Here is a 23,106-nt window from a genome sequence, read left to right on the forward strand (position 1 = left end):
AGATGTGTATAAGAGACAGGGTCATCGCCGAGCAATTCGGCACTCTGGAAAGCCTTTACCCCGGCAGGATTGATCTGGGCCTTGGCAGGGCGCCCGGCACAGACCCGGTAACGGCCCGCGCCTTGCGCCGCGACGGCGTGGGGGCGGAACAGTTCCCCGAAGACGTAGCACGGCTGCAATACCTGTTAGCACCTCTGCAACCGGGCCAAGCGGTTAAAGCCATCCCGGGTGCGGGCACCAATGTGCCAATCTGGCTGCTTGGCTCCAGCCTCTACAGCGCTCAGCTTGCCGCCATGCGCGGTTTGCCCTATGCGTTTGCGGGGCATTTCGCTCCGCGTCTGTATCGCGAGGCGTTAAAGGTTTACCGGGACAACTTTCAGCCGTCGGAACAATTGAAACAGCCCTATTCCATTTTGGCGCTTCCCGCCGTGCCCGCAGAATCCATGGAAGAAGCAGAGCATCTGGCAACCACCAGCTACCAACGCATCCTCTCCCTTTTCAGGGGCCAGCCCCTGTGGATGAAAGCACCGGTGGGCTCTATGGATGGCCTTTGGAATGCGGGCGAACGGGCGGCGGTGAAAGATTTCCTCGCGCTCCAATTACTTGGCGATGCCGCCGCCATCAAAAATCAGCTTAACGAAGTGCTGGCCAGCGTAACGGTGGACGAGTTGATCTTCACAGTGGACATTTACGATCCTGAGAAACGCCGTCATGCTCTGGACATACTCGACCGGACCCGGGCCGACTGACACAACCTTTCCGGGAAAACCGATCCATGGCCAAACCAACAACAACGCATATTTTCCTCTCTCACGGGCTTGAGAGCGGCCCCAAAAGCACCAAAATCCAGGCTCTGAAGACCCTGGCAGAGACCTTCTACAACGTTCGGGTTTATGCAATTGACCACCGCAGCAGCAAAGACCCCGCGGTTCGCCTTACCCAGATGCAGGATGCCATTGCGGCCAGCGGTGCGGCGCCGGAAACAATCATTCTGGCCGGCTCCAGTATGGGGGGCTGGGTCTGCGCACAAACCAGCGCACAGACACAGGTATTGGGATGTTTCTTGTTGGCTCCCGCACTGGCACTTCCGAACTATCCGCAGTCAAACCCGCGTGTTCAGGCGAGGTACGTACAGATTATTCACGGTTGGGATGATGACGTTGTGCCTGCCCTGCCGGTTGTCGAGCTCGCCCGGCAGCAAGCGCTACCGATGCTGATGTTGCCCGACGGTCACCGGCTGGGGAACAGCATTGACCGCGTGACTGACGAGTTCCAAATCTTTCTTTCACGGGCCGGCATTCAGAAAATGAGCGCTGGTCAAGAATAAACCAAATAGGTCAATTTCTTGCGAAAGTCGCCAAGTTTTGCCAGTCTTGTGCAATGTAACAATAATTATCTGTAACAAAACGGACGGAGAAAACCCGATGAGCAGCATGAGTAAATTCAAGAAACTGGCCGGAATTTCAGCGTTCGCATTGATCGCAATGACGGCGGCAAACGCCGTGAACGCTGCCAACTGGCGTTATGCGCATGAAGAATACGAAGGTGATGTACAGGACGTATACGCTTATAAATTCAAGGAATACATCGAAGATCACTCCGATAACACCCTCCAGGTCTATCGCTTTGGAGAGCTTGGTGAATCAGACGACATCATGGAGCAGGCCCAGGCAGGCATCCTGAACTTTGTTAACCAGTCGCCTGGCTTTACCGGCGCCCTGATTCCGGAAGCGCAGATTTTCTTCATTCCTTACCTGATGCCCACCGACATGGATACGGTCATCAAGTTCTTCCGCGAGAGTAAAGCGATCAACGAAGACTTTCCGAAACTCTACGCTGAAAAAGGCCTTGAGCTTCTGAAAATGTATCCGGAAGGCGAATTTGTTATTACTCTGGATGAGCCAGTCACGACCCCCGAAGGCATGAAGAACAAAAAGATCCGGGTTATGACCAACCCACTGCTGTCGGAAACCTACTCGGCATTCGGCGCGACACCCACACCACTGCCCTGGGGTGAGGTTTACGGCGCACTTCAGACCAACATGATCAACGGTCAGGAAAATCCGATTTTCTGGATCGAATCCGGCGGCCTGTATGAAGTGTCACCCAACCTGATCTTTACCGGCCACGGCTGGTTCACTACGGCGACCATGGCCAACAAAAAGTTCTACGACGGCCTGTCAGATGAGGATAAGAAACTTATCCAAGACGCTGCAGACTATGCCTTCGAGAAAATTGTTGTTCACATTGACGGCCTGGCGGACGAAGCACTGGCGAAAATCGAGAAAGCCAGCGATGAGGTTACTGTAACGCGCCTGAACGAAGAACAGATCAAGGCGTTCAAAGCCAAGGCTCCACAGGTTGAGAAGAAATTCATTGAATTGTCGGGCCAGGGCGGCAAAGACCTGCTGGAACAGTTCAAGAAAGACCTGAAAGAAGTAGAGAGCAACTGATTCTGTGTTGTTCCCGTCCGCCGGCACCCGCCGGCGGACACCTTATATGACGTTAACGAACTAACCCCGCCCCGCCAAGCAGTAATGTCAGGCCGGGAGCGACATGATCTGGAGCAGACCCCATGTCCGAAAACTCCCCGGAGATAGACGATGATACCGGTACTTTTGAGTCCGGCCTGCCCGGGTTCCTGGGAACGTTAGACGGATGGATCGCCAAGGCTGAGGCCGTTATTCTGGCCGCAGGCGTCATCCTTATGGCCATCAACACCGTCGTGAACGTTATCGCGCGATTTGTGTTTGGTGAGGGTTTCTTCTTCTCTGGCGAAATAAACCGCATCCTGATTATTCTGGTTACCTTTGCCGGTATCGGCTATGCGGCACGCTACGGACGCCATATCCGGATGTCCGCAGTTTATGATGCGCTCCCGCCCAAGGGTCGCAAAATATTAATGATTGTCATTGCCCTGTTCACATCGTTGGTGATGTTTTTCCTGTGCTACCACTCGTTCGGATACATAGAAACGCTGTACGGCCGTGGCCGTATTTTACCAGCGCTCGGTTTTGAAATTTGGTGGATCTATATTTGGGTGCCCGTAGGCTTCGCGGTTACCGGTATCCAATACCTCCTCACAGCCGTCAAGAACTTCACCAGTGAGGACGTTTACCTCTCCACTGGCGTGATCGATGGTTACGCTGATTCAGAATCGGAAGTCTGATCCGGTTTCATACCGGGCACGATAAAAAAGGGCAAACCTATGGCTACAATTCTAATGATCATCATGATCGGGCTGCTGCTGCTCGGTTTCCCGATGATGATCCCACTGACCACCGCCGCCGTTGTTGGTTTTGTGATGATGTTCGACGGCTTCAGTCAGATGGGCACATTCGTTCAACAAATGATGGGGGGCATCCGGCCTGCATCACTTATTGCGGTACCCATGTTCATTCTCGCCGCAGACATCATGACCCGGGGCCAGTCTGCGGACCGGCTGATCAACATGGTTATGGCCTTCATAGGCCATATAAAAGGCGGGCTGGCGATCAGTACCGCGACCTCTTGCACGCTGTTTGGTGCCGTTTCAGGCTCCACCCAGGCCACCGTGGTAGCCGTTGGCTCTCCCCTTCGCCCGAAAATGCTCAAGGCAGGGTATTCCGACTCCTTTACTCTGGCGCTGATCATCAACGCCAGTGACATCGCCTTCCTGATACCGCCCAGCATCGGCATGATCATTTACGGGGTTATCTCCCAGACATCCATCGCGGAGCTGTTCATCGCGGGCATAGGCCCGGGGCTGCTGATCCTGTTCATGTTCTCGCTGTATTGCCTGTTCTACGCTTACAAAAACAACGTGCCCACCGAGCCCAAAGCAACCTGGCGCGAGCGTGCGCTCTCTGTTCGTGGCGCTCTGTGGCCCCTGTTTTTCCCGGTTATTATCGTTGGTGGCATTTACGGCGGTATCTTCAGCCCGACCGAAGCGGCCGCCGTTTGCGTACTCTATGCGTTCTTGCTGGAGTTCATTGTTTTCCGCTCTTTGAAGCTGGGCGAGATTTACAAGATTGCCAAGTCCACCGGCTTGATCACGGCCGTGGTTTTCATTCTGGTAGCCGTGGGCAACGGGTTCTCCTGGATTATCTCTTTTGCCCAGATTCCGCAGGCCATACTGGAGTCTGTAGGCGTTAACGAAGCTGGCCCGATTGGCGTACTTATCGCTATCTGTGTCTCGTTCTTTATTGCCTGTATGTTCGTTGATCCCATCGTTGTGATTCTTGTACTGACGCCAATTTTTGCGCCCGCTATCCAAGCGACGGGCCTGGATCCGGTGCTGGTGGGTGTACTCATTACCCTGCAGGTTGCAATTGGCTCGGCAACGCCGCCATTTGGTTGCGACATCTTTACAGCCATTGCGATTTTCAAACGACCTTATTTCGAAGTTATCCGGGGCACGCCGCCGTTTATTATCATGCTGATCGTGGCTGCAGGGCTGATCATTGCCTTCCCGCAAATTGCCTTGTTCCTGCGTGATGTTGCCTTTCCAGATTAGCATGCAACGGGTTCTGGAATGTTAAGGAGAAAATAATGTTCAAACGGATACTGGTGGCAGTGGATGGCTCTAAAACTTCGCTCAACGCGCTGGATAAGGCGATTGAGTTACAAAAGATCATCCCGGACACGGAAATTTTCATTCTCTGCGTGTATAAGCATCACAGCCTGTTTGAAGCATCACTCTCCATTGGCCGGCCCGCCGGCATGGATATTCCAGACAAGGTTCTGTCTGAATACGCCAAAGAAGTGGTCAATCATGCCAAGGACATGGCACAAGAGCATGGGGCAAAAAAAGTTCGCGGCTTTGTAAAGGCCGGGCGGCCGTCAAAGGTCATCGTAAAATTTGCCGAGGACAAGGAAGCCGATCTTATCGTGGTGGGCTCCCGTGGCACTCACAGCGACAAAGACGGAATGCTGCTGGGCAGTGTTTCACACCGGGTGGCCTCTCAAGCCAAGTGCCCGGTGCTGGTAGTTTGAGCTGCAATCTCAGACTGCCTTGGGTTCAGGTTCAAAGCCCGGATTTCAGCTTTTCCCGGTATTTTGCATAGACTTGCATCGCATCGTCCCCGATATCGCTCTGGAACTCGGCGTTAACCATGTTGTTGGGAATCGGATAGCTGGGCAATACCGTCGTGGCATAGCCGATGTCTTCGCTGATCAGCGCCGCGATTTCTGGCCGAAAAACAAAACTGATGAACTTGTGAGCGGCTTCGGGGTTCTTGGGGATCACAAAGCTGTCCATCCAGACAATCACCCCTTCTTTCGGGTACACATACGCCAGCGAGTCCAGGCTCTCCTTACCCATTACGGCCTCACCATTCCAGATCATACCCACATCCGCCTCACCTTCCAGAAACGGCATGCGGGGTGCATCTGAGTTGAACGTGCGCACGGAGGGCATGAGCTCCACCAGCTTCTGATAGGCCTGCTCAATCTGTTGCGGATCGGTACTGTTGCCCGAGTAACCCAAAACGCGCAGAGCCATGTGGAATACTTCGCGCATGTCAGACGGCGCGTTTCCACGCGCGACAGCGCCCAGGCAAACGGATACCCAATCAGCAGGCACACCAACGTGGTCATCGCCGCCATATACAGGGAGTGCAGAAATACCTGCAGGTACAACGGGCTGAGCAATTGCCGGTAGGCATCGAGGTTCAACGGCAGGGAAATAAAGTTCGCGGCGCCGCGTGTCATCACACTGGCCCGCCACACCCTCGGTGTCATCCGGTGACACAACCCGGAAAGCTGGGGGAGCTCAAAGCTCGCCATTGTTAACAGTGAGGCTGAGCTTATCCAATACGGTTTTGCTGCCAAACTGCTTGCTTATATCGCTCAGCGATAAGAGTGTTTTAGTCATCAGCCCCGCACAAGGAATAAGCGGCGTATTTTCTCAGAAAGAGCGCTGCATTAATGAGGTGTGTTCTGATAACAAGGCCCACAGGCTGCAGAAGCAGCCGGGGACCCTATCATGGGAAGAGCTTTATTGGCCGGCAACACTATCCAGGTAGGCTTTGTCGGATATGTTGGTCCACTGACGAACCTGCTTCAAATAGTCTTCTTCAGAGTTGATGATCTCTTTTGCCAGCTCGTCTTTACCAGCCGCCTCTGCCAGCAGCTTGTCCGTTGCTTTACGCATCGCTTCGATGACTTCCGGCGGGAACGTTTTGTGCGTTACGTTTGGATAGTCTTTTTTCATGCGTGCCCAGGCCACACCGCTTTCGTGGGTAGTCTGGATGTACATGTCATAGGCGGCTGTGCGCATGGCGACCCGCAGGATTGCCTGCAGATCTTTCGGCAGTTTGTCCCAGGATTTCTGATTAATCAGGTACTGAGTTTCTGCACCCGGCTCCTGCCAGCCTGAATAGTAGTATTTCGCGATCTGGTGAAAGCCCATAGGGAAATCAAGCGCCGGCCCCACCCATTCAAGTGCATCAATCGTGCCGCGCTCAAGTGCGGTATAAAGCTCACCCGGGGGCAAGTTGGTAACCGCTACGCCCAGCTCAGACATAACCTCGCCCGCAAACCCGGGGGTGCGCATTTTCAATCCTTTGAGATCGTCTACAGAATTGATTTCCTTGTTGAACCAGCCGCCCATCTGGTTGCCGGTGTTACCCCCCGGAAAGGACAGCAAACCGAACGGCTCATAAACCTTCTGCATCAACTTCATGCCATCGCCATAGTAAAACCAGGCGTACATTTCGGGGGCGATCATGCCAAAAGGAATTGTGGTGAAGTACATCGCGTTTGGAATCGTGCCCTTATAGTAATAAGAGGCGGTGTGACCCATGTCGTACTGGCCATTACGCACCAGGTCGAAAATACCAAAAGGCGCCTTGTGCTTGTTAGCACTGTCGATTCGAATTTTCAGACGGCCGCCCGACATTTCTTCGGCCAGTTGAGCCATATGTATGGTGGTTTCACCCAGAATCGGCGCGTTGGTGCCCCAGGTTTGTGCAAGCCGCAGCGTGTAGTTTTCCGCTGCTACGCCGAGCGAACTAACAGAGAACAACAGCGTTACCGCTGCCATTCTGAACAGACGAGTCATCATCGTTGGCACCATTTTATCGTTTTGTTTTGTCACGTTGTTATTGTTCGAACGTCTGCAATATTAGCTCTTGATCGCACCTCGCGCCAAGGGGGCCTCTGAAAAAAGGCCCGAATGCAGCATCTCAGACCTTAAACTGACTCACCAGATCCCGCAAATGTTCGCCCAGTCGGGCCAGTTCGTGGCTGGCTTCATTCGTTTGGGTAACACCGGTATCGCTGCGCTGTGCTGCGTCGACAATACGCACCACGTTCTGATTAATTTCTTCTGCGACCTGGCTTTGCTGCTCTGCCGCGGTGGCAATCTGGGTAACCTGATCGTGAATTTGTCCGACGGACTTTTCGATGGTTACCAAGGCGCCCGTAGCGTGATTAATACGCTCTACGGTCTCAGAGGAACGATCCCGGGACTGGTTCATGCGTTCCACGGCAGAGCGTGACTCGCTAACGAAGCCGTCTATCATTTTGCGGATCTCATCTGCAGATTCCGCACTGCGTCGGGCGAGTTGGCGCACTTCATCCGCGACCACCGAGAAACCGCGGCCATGATCTCCTGCCCGGGCGGCCTCTATGGCTGCATTCAGTGCAAGCAGATTCGTTTGTTCAGTGACGGCCTGAATCACACCCAGAACCTGCTGGATATCGTCTGATTTTTCAGCCAGCGCGTTGATACTGAGAGCGCTTTGTTGAATTTCCTCAGACAACTTGTTTACCGCATTTTGAGCACTTGCAATGGTTTCACCACCTTCCTTGGCCATGCGATCAGCGTCCGATGCAGCGCCTTCAACTTCGTTGGCGTTACCGGAAATTTGCTGGATCGTTGCCGCCATCTCATTAATGGCGGAGGCGATCTGATCGGTTTCCGAGCCCTGTTCCTGCACCGACGCCCGCGTTTCATTGGCAACGCGGCTCAACTCTTCGGCCGCCGACGCAACCTGGTCCGTTGTAGCGCCAACTTCCCGGATAGTCGCCTGAATCTTGATCACAAAGGCATTGAAACGACGACCCAGCTCCGAAAGTTCGTCGCTGCCTTCCTCGGGCAGGCGCTGGCGCAGATCACCTTCGCCGTCGGCTATTTCCTGCATCATATCGCTGACGACCTTTAATGGCCGGGTTACGGTGCGACCCACAAAAACACCGATCATCAACGAAACGATCACAACGATGGCGGTGATCAGCAGAATCAAGCCGAGGGTTGCGATTATATTTTCCTCGATTTCCAACCGGGCAGCCGCGACCTTCTTGTCAATATTCGTCACGTAGACGCCGGCACCGATCATCCAGTCCCAATCCGGGATGATCGTGGAATAGGAAACCTTGGGTTCTTCGTTACCGGACGCCGGGTTCATCCAATCGTAGCCGTAGTAGCCTCCAGACTCACCGGCATCGAAAAGAGCACCAACCAGTCGCTTAAGCGTAGGATTATTGCTCGGGCCTTCTTTGGAAGGATCTGGAGCGTATGCCAGGTTATATACATCCCGTCTGTAAGCAAAGACGTAGTTTGTTTTCTCAAACCGGATGGAGCGCAAACGCGACGCCGCTGCAGCCTTGGCCTCATCTTCGGAAAACGCAGGATTATTTTTAGCCTCCAACACGACGGCTTTTGCAGCATCAATCAGGTTCTTCAGGCCGGCCTTTCGACCCTCCAGAAGACTGGACTCCAGGCGATTTAACTCTGCCTCTCCGTTGGCCTCTATCTGGCTGACAGAAATCCAGGCGACAGTGACCGCCGTGACCAATACAGGTATCAGCACTGCCAGAAGCAGGCGGGTTCGTATGCGCAGGTTGTTCAGAACATTCATTACGGCAGGTCCTTGGGGAAGCGTTGTCTTAATCCCTTATCGACAGAACCCGAAACATCTTGAATACAACTTAATCATAATTCTACACAAAATCGGGAGCTGCACCCTAGTTAACGGACCAGACTGCGAATGAAAATCGCCGGGCGCACCGGAAGACCAGCCAGTTGCTGCAAAATATTCGATTTCAGGGGTTCTGCCCGTCCGGGCCAGTTAGCGGGAAGACTGATCTCCATCATCAGATTAGGGCCAACCTTGGCCATTTTTACCTGTCCCGGAACAAGGCCAAAGGAACTCAGGGCTTCGTGAACTTCTTCCACAAACTCTGCCGGGGGCGCAGCCAACATGAGCTCCCGAACCGCACCAACCGTCATTTTCACCGGTATAAATATGAAATAAGCAGAAATAATGATCATCATTACCGGGTCGGCGTAAACGGCCCAGGCAAACCATGCTCCCTGCTCCAGCCACCAGGCAATCCCGAACCCCAGCAACACCGCCGCGCTGAGCACAGAATCCATAAACCACTGCCGCTGCTCGGCTACAACCAACCCGGACGATCTACCACCCTGCGCCCACCTCAGATAAAGCCATACGCCAGCGCAACCCAAAACGCTGACGCCCGCAAATACCAGCGCTTTATCAGCACTAACGGCACGACCACCCTCAAGCAGCGCCGCAATAGCAGCGGCAAGAGACAACACACAGACCAGGGTAATCACCAATCCTTTAACCGCAATCACCAGAGGCTCAACGGCACCGCGACCAAACGGATAGTCTTCGTTGGCCGGGCGGCGGACAATCCGTGCAGCGTATAACGACAAAAGTGACAGCAACAGACTTACCAGCGAATAGGCACCGTCAAACAGAATAACCAGTGAATCAATCCACAATCCCCAGCTGATACCCGCTGTCGCAAACAGAGCGGCTGCAACCGCAGACACACTCAGCGCCATATTTTCCCGCGCTATAAACTGAAACATTTTGATCTCCCATGAATTACCCGCATATTATCGGCGGATACTTGCCGGCGTGAGTCGGTGGCCGACGGGAAAACCGTCACTCACGGAAAGCCAGGGACGAATCAGGAAGGAATCCGGTAAAAGCCGGGGGCGAGCTTTATCAGGAGAAAGCTTTATGAAGACATCGCAAGTCAACGTGTTCCTCGCCGTGGTGCGCAATGGCACCATCGCGGCGGCCGCCCGGGAGCTTAACCGGAGCCGCACTACCATAAGCACGGCGCTCGCAGCACTGGAAGACGAGCTCGGGGTAGCGTTGTTTGAGCGCAGCGGCAATCAACTTCAGTTAACCACCGTCGGCCAAGCCATTGTTACGGATTGCCGGCGGTTTGATCAGGTGGCCGGACACATTTTTGCACGCTGCAAGCATCATCTCAGTGGCGCAGAGTCGGTTTTGCGAATAGCCCGGGACGATTCAATTCCAGAACCCGTATGGCGGGATCTTTTGCGTCGTCTCAAGATTCGCTTCCCGCAAACCAGTCTTTCTGTTTACCTGGCCACGCCCCGAGAACTGCCGCCGCTGGTTAAAAGCCAATCCGTTGACGTGGCCTACGGCCTCATGCCAGCGCTTCAGAGCGAGGGTTACCAATGGTTTCGCGAACTTGCCGATGTGCGCATGCTCACGGTTGCCGCACCCGACCACCCCCTGAGCCAACTGAAGCGAGTAACCCAGGACGACCTCATCAGCTATACGGAAGTCACGTTGGCGTTCATGCAGAACGATCGGCTGGAAGCCGAATCTCCGGAAACAGCCAATTACCTGGCGTTTACCCAATACGAGCTGATCCGGGATGCGGTTATTGACGGTGCCGGGTGGGCAGACCTGCCCTTACCGCTGATAGCAGACGCGCTGCAGCGGGGAGAAATCAATATCGTTCACCACCGCAGCGCCAAGTGGTGGAAAGGATTCAGCGCGCTGGAATCCGAACAGGCGCAAGGGGGCGCTGTTGTAGGCTGGCTCGCGGCGGAGCTGGAACACTATCTGGAGTCGGTGGAATAAGGCTTATACCGGCGCAGGCTTGCTGCGCCCGGCCCAGGCTGACCACGAATATAACCCCAACGCCACCCAGATCATCATGAAACTTGCCAGCTTTTCCGCGCTAAGAGGCTCGTTAAACACCACCAGGGCAATCAGAAACTGGATCGTCGGATTGATGTACATAAGAAAGCCAACGGTCGACAGACGCAACCTGCGAGCCGCTCCGGCAAAAGCCAATAAGGGAATCGCCGTGATAATGCCGCTGGACATCAGCAAGAGCGTCATTGATGCGCCCTCGGAAAAGTGAGACGTTCCAACGTAGCCCACAACCACCAGTGTCAGCAACGCCACGGGCAACAGCAGCAGGGTTTCTACAAACAGGCCGGAGAGTCCGTCCAACGGTACCTGTTTGCGAAGCAACCCGTAGGTTCCAAAACTGAACGCCAGCGTGAGTGTTATCCAGGGCACCACACCCAGAAGAACCAGTTGGTAGAGAATGGCAATACCCGCAAGCACCACCGCCAACGTCTGCAAGCGGGAAATTCTTTCTTTGAGCACCAGCATGCCCAACCCTACGTTCACCAGGGGCGTCAAAAAGTAGCCAAGGCTGGCCTGAAGCACCTGCCGGGTTTCTACGGCATAGATATACACGCCCCAATTCACCGCAATAAACACCGCACACCCGAGAACAAACCCCAGCCTTGCAGGCTGCGACAGTGCCGCCCTCACAGGTTGCCAACGTTTCAGAAAAGTGATGATCACAGCCAGAAAAACACACGACCAGATTACCCGGTGCGCAACCACTTCCCAGGCAGCCACCCCCTCAAACAGCGCAAAGTAAAGCGGAAAACAGCCCCACATGGTGTAGGCGAACAAACCGTAAAGAACGCCTTTGCGGGTTTCCTGCGCAGCCATACTAATAGCTTCCTCATGACATTATTGAAAAGAATTTAACACATCAGGCGGGTGACGCGCTCGGGCTATATGCCTGAATCTGACAACACGTTCATCGTAAGGAGGACCTGCTACTGGATGCTCGCGAAGGGGATGAGTAGCGCCAGAGCCACATTCCGCAAGCTACAAACATCCCCCGCGGTTTTCTGGAGTTCAAGTTCAGCAATGACCCTGATCTGGCAAACCGGGGCATAAACATCGTGGTTTACTGCAAAATCTCCACCTAACCAAAACTGCCATCATTCGATTAACAACAACAGGTTTGGTTGAGCTTAAGATGGCCTTGCAATGTCTTGGAGAGGCTCTAAGGTCGCTTTGTAACCGCCATCGTCAGGCGAGAGATACAGGTGGTTTTACCCTCTCCGTTTTCGATTCGAATCTCCCACACCTGCGTCGCGCTACCAATATGAATAGGCTTGGCCGTTCCGTAAACCCAGCCTTTGGCGGCGGGACGAATATGGTTGGCGTTGATTTCAAGCCCCACTGCAACCGTATTCGGATCTTTCAGGCAGCAGTTAGCGGCCATACTGCCCAGCGTCTCTGCCAGCACCACCGACGCTCCTCCGTGAAGAATGCCAAAAGGCTGCACCGTGCGCTCATCAACCGGCATGCGGCCGGTCACGTAATCGTCTCCGATTTCGGTGTACTCAATGCCCAAATGGCTGACAGCGGTATTAGCGCTGGCTTTGGCCAGATGCTCAAGGTCCGGTTTACGGGTCCAAATTGCCATGCTGTTAAAACTCTCTGACGGATTGAAAAGGCGTGTCTCGCAGCAACTAAGGCTGCAGATACATGTAACGGGCCGTATATTCGCTGATAAGTTCGGCGAAACGGCCCGAGTTGATCAGTTTGTAAAGACGATCTGCAATGCGTTCACGGAGTTCGAACGTATTGCATTTCGAATTTTTGGAAAACGTGAAAAAAAGTCCTTCGTTGCTGATGGGCACATCCAGTGCGACAAATTTGTCTGCCAACCCCATGCGCTGAAGTTTAACCTGCCCCTGTAATCGCTCATACAAAACGTAGTCAACACGCCCGGCCAGGGCCATCTCAAAGGATTGCTCTATGGTTCTGACACTGACAATCTGAAGCTTATCGTTAGCATAGCGATCAAAACCCTGCCCGAAACTGTTGTTGATCAACGTACTTCCTTTTTTACCTTCCAGATCAGGCCAATGACGATACTCAAACACCTGCTCTTTGGGCACCCAAACAGCCGTAGGCAGGTGCGTAAAAGGCGGCAGCAGATAATCCATGTATTGAATGCGCTCTGAATTAATAAACGCACCCGCAATCATATCGAGCTCACCCATCCTTGCAAGGCGCTGAACTCGAGCCCAGGAACCAAGGTTTCGCACCTCCAGTTTCATTCCAAGAGGCTCAAGAACCTCTTCCAGCAAGGCTGTTGCAGCACCCGTGAGGTGTTTCGGAGCCCGAGCATCTTCCCACAGCAGCGGTGGATACTCCGGATTGCCACTTGCCATCAGCGTTTTACACAGAGGCTCTGCGGCCCCGGCTTCGCTAAAAACCATCAGAGCTAAAAGCACAGGGAATAGCCGGCTTAAAGCGGCAACTGTCTTTTTCCTGAAGCCTGACAAATGAACGATCATCCTGTTTCCGGGAGCAAAGAAGCGTCGGTTGAAGCCGGGAAGGAACCAAAACCCGGCGCGCCCGTTAATGTCTGAGCGTACTGATTCATCCACTTCAATACCAGATTTTCATAAAAGACGCTCGCTACCAAGGTTGAATTAGCACGTAAACAACACAACTAACGTGATAAGTCTGGTAAAAACAGGTGATTCTTACTACTCAACGAAAAGGACGCGCTCTATGAAAGTTCTCATGGTTCTGACTTCCCACGACCAAATGGGCGACACCGGCCACAAAACCGGATTCTGGCTGGAAGAATTCACAGCACCCTATTATGTATTCCGCGATGCGGGTGCAGACGTGACCATCGCATCGCCAAAAGGCGGAAAGCCACCGGTTGATCCCAACAGCGAAGCCGATGAGGCGCTGACCGACACAACCCGCCGTTTTGAGGCAGACGCCCACGCCAAAGAAGCACTTGCGAGCACGAAAAAGCTCAGCGATGTTGAGATGAACGAGTTTGATGCCATCTTTTACTCCGGCGGACATGGCCCCTTGTTCGACCTGGTCAACGACCACAAATCCGTGGCTCTGATCAAATCGGCTTACGAGCAAGACAAAGTGATTGGCGCTGTGTGCCACGCCCCCGCTGTGTTCAAAAACGTGGAAATCAAACCCGGACAGAACCTTGTGGGTGGCCGCGAAGTCACAGGTTTCAGCAACAGCGAAGAGGAAGCGGCTGGTTTGACAAAGGTCGTGCCCTTCCTGCTCGAAGACATGCTGAAGGAGAACACTGCAACCTACTCCAAAGGTGAAGACTGGGCGCCGCACATTGTGGTAGACGGCAAGCTTATCACCGGCCAGAACCCGGCTTCATCAGAGGGTACGGCCAAGGCTGTAATGCAGGCGCTTCAGCAGGCCTGACGATATTGAGGCTGCGGCAGATGAAAAACGGCATCTGCCGCAGTTCTCAGGATTTTGCTCGTGTATTGAGCACCAAATAGCATCCGTAACCAATAACCACTCCCCAAAACGCGGAAGACAGTCCATATAACGACATGCCAGACGCCGTAACCACAAACGTAATCAAAGAGGCTTCACGATGACTCGCATCTTCCAACGCGGAAAACAGATTTCCGGAAATAGCACCCAGTAGAGCCAACCCCGCCAGCACGGCAATAAACGCTGCAGGCAGTGATGTAAACAGGCTGACAATGGTTCCGGCAAACAGGCCACCCACAAGATAGAAAACGCCGTTAAACACCCCGGCGATGTATCGTCGAGACGGATCTTCATGGGCATCTTTACTCGTGCAGATCGCCGCCGTAATCGCTGCTACTACGGTGGTTATGCCGCCGAAAAACGCCATTGGCAATGACACCAAACTGGTTACGCCAATGATCGGTTTTGCCTTAACTGGGTAACCTGCCCCCTGAATGATTGCCATCCCCGGAAGGAATTGCCCCGTAAGGCTCACCAAAACCAACGGAACCGCCAGGCTCAGGGTGGAACCTAGTGACCACTCTGGCTTAATGAATTGCGGAACCGCCAAGCTCAAGCGCACACCAGACAGCGACGCTCCCTCCAAGGCAACGGCGAGGATAACACCGGCAATTAACAACAAAACCAGGGTATATTTTGGGAACAGGCGCCGGAATACGACATAGCAAGCCAGCATACCGAGGGCCAAAGCCGGAGTCGTTTCAATGGCCGTGAATGCTCCCACACCAAACTGGAACAGTATGCCCGCCATCATTCCCGCAGCAATACCCTTGGGAATTGCGCGAACAAAGGCATCAAAAGTCCCCGAAACACCAATGATAAAGATAATTATGGCGGCTGTTATGTAAGCACCCACGGCCTCGTTCAGCGACAGCCCCGGGAACAGCGACACCAGCAAGGCTGTGCCGGGTGCTGACCAGGCCGTCACCACCGGCGCTTTCAACCAGATTGATAGAACGATCCCGGATATGGCCGCCCCCATGGAAATCGCCCAGACCCAGGAGGTCATCATCTCTGTGGAGATGCCCGCACTCGCCCCAGCTTGAAAAAAAATGGCTAACGGCCCTGAGTAGGACACCAGAACAGCCAAAAAGCCGGCGACAATAGCCGGCAAGGAAAGGTCTTTCAGTAGTCTCGACATAAGTGTGAACCCGATATTGATTATTCTAAATTCGGCTCATGAAAAAGGCCCCGGACATTAAGCAACGGGGCCAAAGAAGGAGGGGCTTGATAACTTGTACCGTGCCGCTGATAACGTCATCGGCAAGTGATTCTCACCCGCTTAGCCTAAATCGCCGCCAGCCACAGGAATCACCGTTCCAGTAATGTAACTGGCGGCATCCGAGGCGAGGAAAAGGATGGGTTCTGCCTGCTCATCCAAGGTACCGTAACGGTGCATAAAACTGTTTTCCGTCGTCTGGTCGATCAACCCTTGGTACCACGTCTTTTCCTGCTCAGTCTGCTCTTTGGCATTGCGCGGCGTTAGCCGCGGTGGCGCCTCGGTTCCGCCGGGCGCGGCGGCATTCACCCGGATATTGTGCGACGCGTACTCATACGCCATATTCACAGTCATAGCGTTCACGCCCCCCTTGGCCGCGCCGTAAGGCACCCTCATCAGTCCGCGTGTTGACACGGACGATACGTTCACAATCACGCCGCCCTTTTGTTCCAGCATATAAGGCAGAACGGCGCGGCAGCACCACAGCGTTGTGAACAGTGAGCGCTGAATTTCCTTTTCAATCTGTTCAGGCGTGTATTGATCAAAGGGCTGTGCCCAGATTGTACCGCCCACATTGTTGATCAGAATATCAATCCGGCCGAACTGCTTATGGGCCTCCGCCATAATGCTTTCAGCGCCGGCCCAGGTCTCCAGATTGGCCTGAACGGCAATCACGCGGGCACCCTGATCGCGAAGTTCTGCTGCAACGTCGTGCACATAATCCGCGATATCCACAAGTAGCAAGATTGCGCCTTCAGCGGCTGCCAATTCGGCAACACGCTTGCCAATGCCTTGGGCGGAACCGGTAATCACCATCACTTTATTGGTGAAGCGGGCTTTCATGCCACTTTCTCCCCGGATCCTGATTCACTCGGTGTGAATTTTTCATAGTGGAAGGAGTGCGGCTTGATACCTTGCTCGCGGAAGTAGCCAAGCACGGAATCGACCATAGGGGGTGGCCCGCACAAATAGACATCCACATCGCCCTCATTAAGTGGCGCGTTGTCCATGTGGTGCGTGACGTACCCTTTGCGCGGATGATCACTTTCGTCGCTGGACACACAGGTCACGTAGCTGAACGTATCAATATCCTCAGCGAAGCGATCCAAAGCATCCAAGCACACCAGGTCGTCGTCATTTCTGACCCCGTAAACCAGGTGTGTCGGTACGCTGCATCCGTTAGCCTTCATGTGTTCCAGCTTGGCTAACAGCGGTGCCAGGCCGGTTCCCCCGGCAAGCATCAATATTGGCCGCTCAACAGGTCGCAGGTAGAAGCTGCCCATAGGCCCTGTCAGGTTTACCTTATCACCAGTGCGAGCTTTACCTACAAGCCACGAGCTCATCAGACCGCCCGACACATTGCGAATCAGAAAACTCAAATCACGGCTACCAGGCTTTGAACTAAAGGAGTACGAGCGGGTTTCCTCCGTGTCTGGCACCTGAATTTTCACGTATTGCCCGGGCAGAAACGCCAAGTCGTCGTCTGCCGTGATCTTCAATTCGATGGTTGTGGGTGAAATCAGGTTTACTTCGGTTACCGTTCCGGTTTTTTTGGCATTCCCCGTTTTGCACATGCTGGAAGCCACCGGGACTTCCACCACACAATCACCGGAGGGCACCATCTGACAAGTCAAAACCATGCCCCGCTCAACCTCTTCCTCAGACAGCGCTTCGTCAAGGTACTCGTCACCCAGGTCGAACTCGCCCTGGTGGCAAGCACCCTTGCAAGTGCCGCAAACGCCATCCGAGCAATCCATAGGCAGATTTATCTTTGCACGATAGGCGGCATCAAGAACCGTTTCGCCTTCATTGCAGGACACAAAACGGGTAACGCCGTCTTCAAAGTTAAGTGCAATGTTATAACTCATAATGATGCTCTCCCCATCAATTAAAGGTGATAAACGTCCAGCACCTGATGGATGCAATCATTGTTCAGAACGATTCGCTTCTCACGGATCAACGGCTGTTCGCCGGTGATGTCCAACGTATAGAAAGACGTCCCGAAAAACTCAGCCGTTTTCTTATAGCGGTAGGCCTTGGTCAACCAGTTAAAGCGCAGTTTCACTTCGCTGTCGTTCTGGGACAGAATCTCCAGATTGCTCGTGAAATGCGTTGTCCGTGGTTCCGGCATGGAACTGGCACCGGAACGCTCCGTCTTGATCCGGTAAATCCGATCTTCCAGGCCATCCTTGTTAGGGTAGTAGATGAGCGATATCTCGCTTTGCGGATCTTCGGTCAACTCCCCATCATCGTCCCAAGCGGGCATCCAGTAAGTGGCATCTTCGTGATAGCACGACAACCAGTTGTCCCATTCCCGGTCGTCCAGAAAACGGGCCTCGCGGATGATGAATTGCTCGATATCGTGATAGCTGAGGCTCATGCGGACTCCTCCCCTGACGTTATTGGAATGAAGCGCGCACGCTCGGCTTGAATCGCGCGAGTCATCTCGCCTTGCCAGTGTTGATGGTGGTTCACGTAGATGCCTTCGTCATCGGGCCTGGCGCCGCTCATGAGCGGCTTCATGTTAATCTGGTCAGCGTGTTCGTCGGGGCCGTCAATCCAGTGCTTGGCACCACGGCTCATGTCGTTCCAGCGCATACCGCCGGCCTCGTAACCGTTCTGGCAGGCACGGAACTCTTCCAGATCGTCCGGTGTCCCCATTCCCGTCACGTTAAAGAAGTCCTCATATTGACGAATACGCTTGGCTCGAAGTTCAGCGGGCTCGTTCTTTGGACCGAACGCGTAAATCGTTACTTCCGTCTTATTAACGTCAATCGGTCGCGTCACACGAATTTGCGTAGAGAACTGATCCATAATGTAAACGTTCGGATACACACACAGATTTTTGGTGGTACGAACAATAGAATCGGCACGGGCCTCACCGTAGGCCTTTTTCAGGCGCTCCAACTGACTGAAGATCGGGCGCACTTCCGGGTTCAGCAAACGGGTCCACAGCATAATATGGCCGTTTTCGAAGGTATAAAAACCGCCTTGTGCCGACCAACTCTTGGCGTCGACCGCCTCGGTTCCCCCCTTGTCATAATTGCGCTGCCCCATAGTCGACAGGTAGTTCCAGTGAACGGTACCAACGTGGTAACCGTCGGCGCCGTTTTCCGCGGTCAGCTTCCAGTTGCCGTCGTAGGTGTAAGTCGAGCTGCCCCTGAGGACTTCCAGGCCGTCTTCGGATTGATCCACAATGTTGTCGATAATCTTAGTGGTTTCGCCCAAATGCTCTTCGAGCGGCACTACATCGGAGCTCAGGCTGCCAAAAAGGAAACCACGATAATTGCTAAACTTCGGCATTTGCTTCAGATCGTGGGAACCATCGGTATTGAACTGGTCCGGGTAACCCCCCACCTTCTGGTCTTTTGCTTTCAGCAGTTGGCCGTCATTACGGAAGGTCCAGCCGTGGAACGGGCAGGTAAAGGATGTTTTATTTCCCCGCTTTTTGCGACACAGGGTGGCACCACGGTGAGAGCATGTATTGAGAATGGCTTTTAGCTCGCCATCTTTGGTGCGGGTAACGACCACTGGTTGGCGACCAACCGTGACGGTGTAGTAATCCCCGGGTTCCTGAATTTGACTCTCGTGAGCCAGATACACCCAGCCGCCTTCAAAGACGTACTTCATTTCCAGGTCGAACAGTTCCCGATCCGTGAATATGCCGCGATCGCATTGATAACGGCCGGTCTCTGGATCCGCGACGACTGCATTGCGCACCTTCTCTTCGAGCTTGTCGAGTTTGGTAGTCATGTCGTTCACTCCGTCTTGTTCTTGGATGGCACTTACGCAGCGTCTGTTTGCAGAGCGCGCTGACGTCCGTGGCGTTCTTGGAGTTCTGCTTTATCCGTGGCAACCAGAACGACGTTGAATTCAACCTCGGTGACCGGCCCGCTTAAATGGTGCTTCGAAGCGGTTTCGGAATGCTCAACACGGTTGGCTTCCACCACCAGCTCTTCGCGCGTTGCGAATGCGAAGTCGTCATAGGTGTACTCGTCGCCGGCAATGTTGATCTGCGTGGTCAGATGCTTGTAACCCGGCTTCGACACGAAGTAATGAATGTGCGCAGGGCGCTGGCCATGGCGGCCCATTTGGGTCAAAAGCTGTTGAACAGAGCCCTCGGGCGGAACACCGTAGCCAGACGCCATGATGCTTTGAGCGGCGTAACGACCTTGGGCATCCGTCTTGATACGACGGCGCAGGTTGTATTCGCTCTGTGACTGGTCAAAGTACGAGTAGGCACCTTTGGTGTCCGCATGCCAGATATCCACGATGGCGCTGGCCAGCGGCTCGCCGTTTTCGTCAGTAACCTGACCCTTGATCAGAACCACCTCAGCGTGTTCATCAGAGCCATCGTCCATGCGGGCAAAACCATCACTCAGTGGCGCCCCTGCGACGTAAAGAGGCCCTTCGATAGTGCGGGGCGTGCCGCCAGTCAAGCCAGCCTGCTCGTCTTCCGCGTCTTGGCGGATATCCAGATACCGGTCCATGCCCAATCCGGGTGCCAGCAAAGCGGCTTCGCCATTAGCGCCCAATTCACCGACATAATAAACGGCACTCCAGAACTCTTCCGGGGTGACATCAAAATCTTCAACGATCTGAAACAGGTCGTGCATCAGGCGGTGAACAACTTTTTTTACACGCTCATTTCCGCCGGCTCTGTCGAAGCCAGCCACTTTATCCAGCAGTTCTTTAACATCGGCTGATTGCATAGTTTTAACGGTCATTATTAATCTCCTCGATCTTTTATTTTTGTTGCTCAAGACAGCGTTCAATTGGCAACGTTAAATATGCCGTCCCCCACCCTCGAAGGCACCGGCACGTGGTTAACAGCTCGCGCTTAGCGATCGTCTTCGTGAATGGACGACGGATGACGGCACAGGGGCGCGACGGTAATGTCCATATAGGGAAACAGCGGAAGATTGCTGATCAATTCCTGTAGTTCGGCGTTGTCTTCAACGTCGAAAATACTGACATTGGCGTAACTGCCGGCTACACGCCACAAGTGGCGCCACTTGCCCTGTTGCTGCAGGTCCTGAGCGTATGCCTTTTCGCGTGTCTTGATCTCAACCGCGACGTCTGCAGGCATATCGGTGGGTAGATTGACTTTCATTTCAACTTTGAACAGCATGCAAACGCCTCCGGTTATTGATTTTTGCGGCGATACTCAGCCAGCTTGTCTTCATCTATTTCGACACCCAGCCCCGGCCCCGCCGGAAGATCAACGCCGTTGTCATAAAAATTCAGCGGCTTGGTTACGATGTCGTCCTTCATAAGCAACGGTCCAAACATCTCCGTGCCCCAATGCAGGGTCTCCAAAGTGGACCAGGCGTGCAGGGCCGCTACCGTCCCAATCGTGCCTTCTAACAAGGTGCCGCCGTACAAGCCAATACCCGCAGCCTGGGCAACGGTTGCCTGCTCCAGAGCACGAGTAGGGCCGCCGGCTTTGGCGATTTTCATTGCCACGGCTCCAGCAAAACCTGCGGCGGCCAGGGCAAACATATCTTTGGCGTCGGCTATGGACTCGTCCGCCAGAATCGGGATATGAAACTTCCGGGAGAGTCGAACCAAGGCACCGAGGTCTTTCATCGGAGTGGGCTGCTCAACCAGATCAATGCCGGCCGCCTGCAGCTCTGCCATTCCTTTGGTCGCTGTCATTTCATCCCAAGCCTGATTCACATCAACACGCACACTTGCCTGCTCTCCCACTGCCTCCTTAATCGCCGCCACGTGGCGAACGTCATCCATCACCCGGCGCGATCCGATTTTCAATTTGAAATCGCAATGGCGTTTTTGCACCAATAAGCTCAGCGCTTCGTCGATGTCTCTGGCGGTGTCGCCGCTGGCCAATGTCCAAAGCACCGGAATATGCTGATGCAACGCACCCCCAAGCAAATCAGATACAGGGCGATTCAGCCGCTTTCCTTGTAAATCCAGCAACGCGGTTTCAATGGCTGACCGCGCCAGGTTGTTGCCTCGGGTTGAGCGATTTAACATTACCCTCAAGGTATTGATGTTATCTGCAGGCCGCCCCACAAGTTGCGGCTTGAAATAGGCTTCAATGGTAAGCTTTACGCTTTCAGGACTCTCTTGGCCGTAGGCCAGGCCGCCTATGGTCGTGGCTTCGCCTAACCCTTCGAGCCCTTCGGAGTCTTTTATTCGCACGATAACCATGGTCTGAACCCCCATGGTTGTCATAGCCAGCTGGTGCGGCCGAATGGTTGGTATGTCTACCAGAATGGCTTCAATGGACCGAATTGTTGCGAACATTTACTCTCCAAATCGCAAGTAGAAAAAGCTTATATTTTGAACAGTACGCAGTTCTACGCACCTGCGCTAATATTGATTAAGTAATAACCAATACCCTGGAGGTATGAGTGGAGCTTAGGCACTTACGATATTTCGTAGCGGTAGCGGAAGCCTTGAACCTGACCCGGGCGGCAGAAAAGCTGTTTATTGCCCAGCCGCCCCTAACCCGGGCGATCAAACAACTGGAAGAGGAGGTGGGGGTAGAGCTATTTATCCGCAAACCCCGGGGGCTTCAGTTGACCACTGGCGGAGAATATTTCCTGGAACAGGCGCGGCAGATTCTCAACAAAGTGTCCGGCACGATTAACGACACTCGCCGGATTGCACAGCATCGAAAAACGCTGTTCTCGATCGGGTTCGTGCCCTCCGTATTTTACGGGCAACTGCCATTTATGGTCAGACGCTTGAGGCGCAACAAGAATCTGGAGATTGTCCTTCATGAACTGAAGACACGGGAGCAGGTGGATGCGCTAAAAGCGGGCAAGATCGATATTGGCTTTGGTCGCGTGCGGATTGAAGATCCCGACGTGGAACAAACACTGTTATTTGACGAGCCCATGATTGCCGCGATACCCGCCGGCAGCCCTCTCACCAAGCGCCCACCCACGCTTAAGGACTTGTCGGAATGGCCGATGATTACCTTCCCTTCAACTCCCGGCCCCAATTTTGCAGACATGACCCAGAGCCTGTTCCATCGTTACGGCCTGCGCGTTAACGTGATGCAGCAGGTCAATGACGTGCAAACCGCTTTGTCTCTGGTGGCGTCGGATATGGGTTTTACGCTGGTTCCAGAACAGATTCGGCGCGTGCACAGGGAAGGCGTGGACTACATGCCCCTGGACGACCACAGCATTACGGTGCCGGTGATTGCCTCGAGGCGAAAAGGCGAGAATCCCAACGCAGTGATGCGGCTGGCCAATACCATTCTGGATGAGCTGGTGGAAAATCGACTGACCGGGCGCTATCCCTGATTCACCATGGGCGCGTTCAAACGCGGCACTCTCACCGTATCGTCTGCCGCAATATCTCCGCGGCCTTTTGCAAGCGGCGCAAGTAAACTCCCACCAGCGTCTCCATGTTTACCCGCGCGGCGTTGGTGCTGATGTTGATTGCGCCCAACAACTCACCGTCGCCCGCGAAAACCGGCACGGCGACAGAGCGAAGCCCGGAATCCAGTTCCTGATCGACAATGCA

At 54.0% G+C, this 23,106-nt stretch carries 25 protein-coding genes; 9 read left to right on the top strand and 16 right to left on the bottom strand.

The features are described 5' to 3' along the window. From ENI00_RS04840 to ENI00_RS04865, 6 genes are all read left to right on the top strand, one after another. On the top strand, positions 1-749 hold a 749-nt coding region (locus tag ENI00_RS04840; RefSeq protein ID WP_304099675.1), incomplete at its 5' end, for an MsnO8 family LLM class oxidoreductase. A 26-nt stretch (positions 750-775) separates the two neighbouring features. Further along, complete coding sequence (locus ENI00_RS04845) at positions 776-1,327, top strand: YqiA/YcfP family alpha/beta fold hydrolase (RefSeq protein ID WP_304099679.1); 552 nt, start codon at positions 776-778, stop codon at positions 1,325-1,327. 97 nt (positions 1,328-1,424) lie between these two features. Further along, positions 1,425-2,453, top strand: coding sequence for a TRAP transporter substrate-binding protein DctP (gene dctP / locus ENI00_RS04850; RefSeq protein WP_304099681.1), 1,029 nt, complete (start codon positions 1,425-1,427; stop codon positions 2,451-2,453). Between the two features lie 122 nt (positions 2,454-2,575). Further along, positions 2,576-3,169, top strand: a complete 594-nt coding sequence (locus ENI00_RS04855; RefSeq protein ID WP_304099684.1) for a TRAP transporter small permease — start codon at positions 2,576-2,578, stop codon at positions 3,167-3,169. Between the two features lie 39 nt (positions 3,170-3,208). Next, entirely contained in the window at positions 3,209-4,495 is a 1,287-nt protein-coding gene (locus ENI00_RS04860) for a TRAP transporter large permease (protein ID WP_304099686.1), read from the top strand. 35 nt (positions 4,496-4,530) lie between these two features. After that, on the top strand, positions 4,531-4,974 hold the full coding sequence (locus tag ENI00_RS04865; protein WP_304099688.1) for a universal stress protein: 444 nt from the start codon (positions 4,531-4,533) through the stop codon (positions 4,972-4,974). Between the two features lie 31 nt (positions 4,975-5,005). On the opposite strand, the gene ENI00_RS04870 is transcribed toward ENI00_RS04865, so the two are convergent. The 4 genes from ENI00_RS04870 to ENI00_RS04890 all read right to left on the bottom strand — a co-directional run bounded on the left by ENI00_RS04870 (position 5,006) and on the right by ENI00_RS04890 (position 9,823). Further along, entirely contained in the window at positions 5,006-5,500 is a 495-nt protein-coding gene (locus ENI00_RS04870; RefSeq protein ID WP_304099690.1) for an extracellular solute-binding protein, read from the bottom strand. Positions 5,501-5,977: 477 nt separating this feature from the next. Continuing rightward, positions 5,978-7,024 (bottom strand): TRAP transporter substrate-binding protein, encoded by a 1,047-nt coding sequence (locus tag ENI00_RS04880; protein ID WP_414674210.1) that lies wholly within the window; start codon positions 7,022-7,024, stop codon positions 5,978-5,980. Between the two features lie 142 nt (positions 7,025-7,166). Beyond that, on the bottom strand, positions 7,167-8,843 hold the full coding sequence (locus ENI00_RS04885; protein ID WP_304099693.1) for a methyl-accepting chemotaxis protein: 1,677 nt from the start codon (positions 8,841-8,843) through the stop codon (positions 7,167-7,169). 110 nt (positions 8,844-8,953) lie between these two features. Further along, positions 8,954-9,823, bottom strand: a complete 870-nt coding sequence (locus ENI00_RS04890; RefSeq protein ID WP_304099696.1) for a cation diffusion facilitator family transporter — start codon at positions 9,821-9,823, stop codon at positions 8,954-8,956. A gap of 154 nt (positions 9,824-9,977) precedes the next feature. On the opposite strand from ENI00_RS04890, the gene ENI00_RS04895 reads away from it, so the two are divergent. Beyond that, the gene (locus tag ENI00_RS04895) at positions 9,978-10,859 is read left to right on the top strand and encodes a LysR family transcriptional regulator (RefSeq protein ID WP_304099699.1); all 882 of its coding nucleotides are present in this window, start codon (positions 9,978-9,980) and stop codon (positions 10,857-10,859) included. Between the two features lie 3 nt (positions 10,860-10,862). Here ENI00_RS04895 and rarD read toward each other — a convergent pair whose 3' ends face one another. The 3 genes from rarD to ENI00_RS04915 all read right to left on the bottom strand — a co-directional run bounded on the left by rarD (position 10,863) and on the right by ENI00_RS04915 (position 13,339). Beyond that, the gene (gene rarD, locus ENI00_RS04900) at positions 10,863-11,753 is read right to left on the bottom strand and encodes an EamA family transporter RarD (protein WP_304099702.1); all 891 of its coding nucleotides are present in this window, start codon (positions 11,751-11,753) and stop codon (positions 10,863-10,865) included. Positions 11,754-12,096: 343 nt separating this feature from the next. Then, on the bottom strand, positions 12,097-12,522 hold the full coding sequence (locus tag ENI00_RS04910; protein WP_304099705.1) for a hotdog fold thioesterase: 426 nt from the start codon (positions 12,520-12,522) through the stop codon (positions 12,097-12,099). A gap of 46 nt (positions 12,523-12,568) precedes the next feature. Beyond that, positions 12,569-13,339: a substrate-binding periplasmic protein gene (locus ENI00_RS04915; RefSeq protein WP_304099708.1), complete on the bottom strand. Its 771-nt coding sequence runs from the start codon at positions 13,337-13,339 to the stop codon at positions 12,569-12,571. Between the two features lie 283 nt (positions 13,340-13,622). Between ENI00_RS04915 and ENI00_RS04920 the strand changes: the two genes are divergently transcribed. Continuing rightward, positions 13,623-14,306 carry a type 1 glutamine amidotransferase domain-containing protein gene (locus tag ENI00_RS04920; RefSeq protein ID WP_304099711.1) on the top strand — a complete coding sequence of 228 codons (684 nt, stop codon included), beginning with the start codon at positions 13,623-13,625 and terminating at the stop codon, positions 14,304-14,306. A 46-nt stretch (positions 14,307-14,352) separates the two neighbouring features. On the opposite strand, the gene ENI00_RS04925 is transcribed toward ENI00_RS04920, so the two are convergent. The 8 genes from ENI00_RS04925 to ENI00_RS04960 form a co-directional block, all read right to left on the bottom strand. Further along, the gene (locus ENI00_RS04925; RefSeq protein ID WP_304099714.1) at positions 14,353-15,525 is read right to left on the bottom strand and encodes a benzoate/H(+) symporter BenE family transporter; all 1,173 of its coding nucleotides are present in this window, start codon (positions 15,523-15,525) and stop codon (positions 14,353-14,355) included. Between the two features lie 141 nt (positions 15,526-15,666). Next, positions 15,667-16,446, bottom strand: a complete 780-nt coding sequence (gene benD / locus ENI00_RS04930; RefSeq protein WP_304099718.1) for a benzoate diol dehydrogenase BenD — start codon at positions 16,444-16,446, stop codon at positions 15,667-15,669. Then, positions 16,443-17,471 (bottom strand): benzoate 1,2-dioxygenase electron transfer component BenC, encoded by a 1,029-nt coding sequence (benC, locus tag ENI00_RS04935; protein ID WP_304099721.1) that lies wholly within the window; start codon positions 17,469-17,471, stop codon positions 16,443-16,445. The genes benD and benC overlap by 4 nt, the downstream gene beginning before the upstream one ends. Positions 17,472-17,491: 20 nt before the next feature. Beyond that, a complete protein-coding gene (gene benB, locus ENI00_RS04940) occupies positions 17,492-17,983 on the bottom strand; it encodes a benzoate 1,2-dioxygenase small subunit (protein WP_304099723.1) in 492 nt (163 codons plus the stop codon). After that, positions 17,980-19,356, bottom strand: coding sequence for a Rieske 2Fe-2S domain-containing protein (locus ENI00_RS04945; RefSeq protein WP_304099726.1), 1,377 nt, complete (start codon positions 19,354-19,356; stop codon positions 17,980-17,982). The genes benB and ENI00_RS04945 overlap by 4 nt, the downstream gene beginning before the upstream one ends. Positions 19,357-19,388: 32 nt before the next feature. Next, positions 19,389-20,330 (bottom strand): catechol 1,2-dioxygenase, encoded by a 942-nt coding sequence (catA, locus tag ENI00_RS04950; protein ID WP_304099728.1) that lies wholly within the window; start codon positions 20,328-20,330, stop codon positions 19,389-19,391. Between the two features lie 113 nt (positions 20,331-20,443). Further along, positions 20,444-20,734 carry a muconolactone Delta-isomerase gene (gene catC / locus ENI00_RS04955; protein ID WP_304099730.1) on the bottom strand — a complete coding sequence of 97 codons (291 nt, stop codon included), beginning with the start codon at positions 20,732-20,734 and terminating at the stop codon, positions 20,444-20,446. 14 nt (positions 20,735-20,748) lie between these two features. Further along, entirely contained in the window at positions 20,749-21,873 is a 1,125-nt protein-coding gene (locus ENI00_RS04960; RefSeq protein WP_304099733.1) for a muconate/chloromuconate family cycloisomerase, read from the bottom strand. A 107-nt stretch (positions 21,874-21,980) separates the two neighbouring features. On the opposite strand from ENI00_RS04960, the gene ENI00_RS04965 reads away from it, so the two are divergent. Continuing rightward, a complete protein-coding gene (locus tag ENI00_RS04965) occupies positions 21,981-22,883 on the top strand; it encodes a LysR family transcriptional regulator (protein WP_304099736.1) in 903 nt (300 codons plus the stop codon). A gap of 31 nt (positions 22,884-22,914) precedes the next feature. Here the strand turns inward: ENI00_RS04965 and ENI00_RS04970 are convergent. Further along, the coding region (locus ENI00_RS04970) for an IclR family transcriptional regulator domain-containing protein (RefSeq protein WP_304099738.1) at positions 22,915-23,106 on the bottom strand (192 nt) is incomplete at its 5' end.

Source organism: Marinobacter antarcticus (genome assembly GCF_011049865.1).
Lineage (GTDB): Bacteria > Pseudomonadota > Gammaproteobacteria > Pseudomonadales > Oleiphilaceae > Marinobacter > Marinobacter antarcticus_A.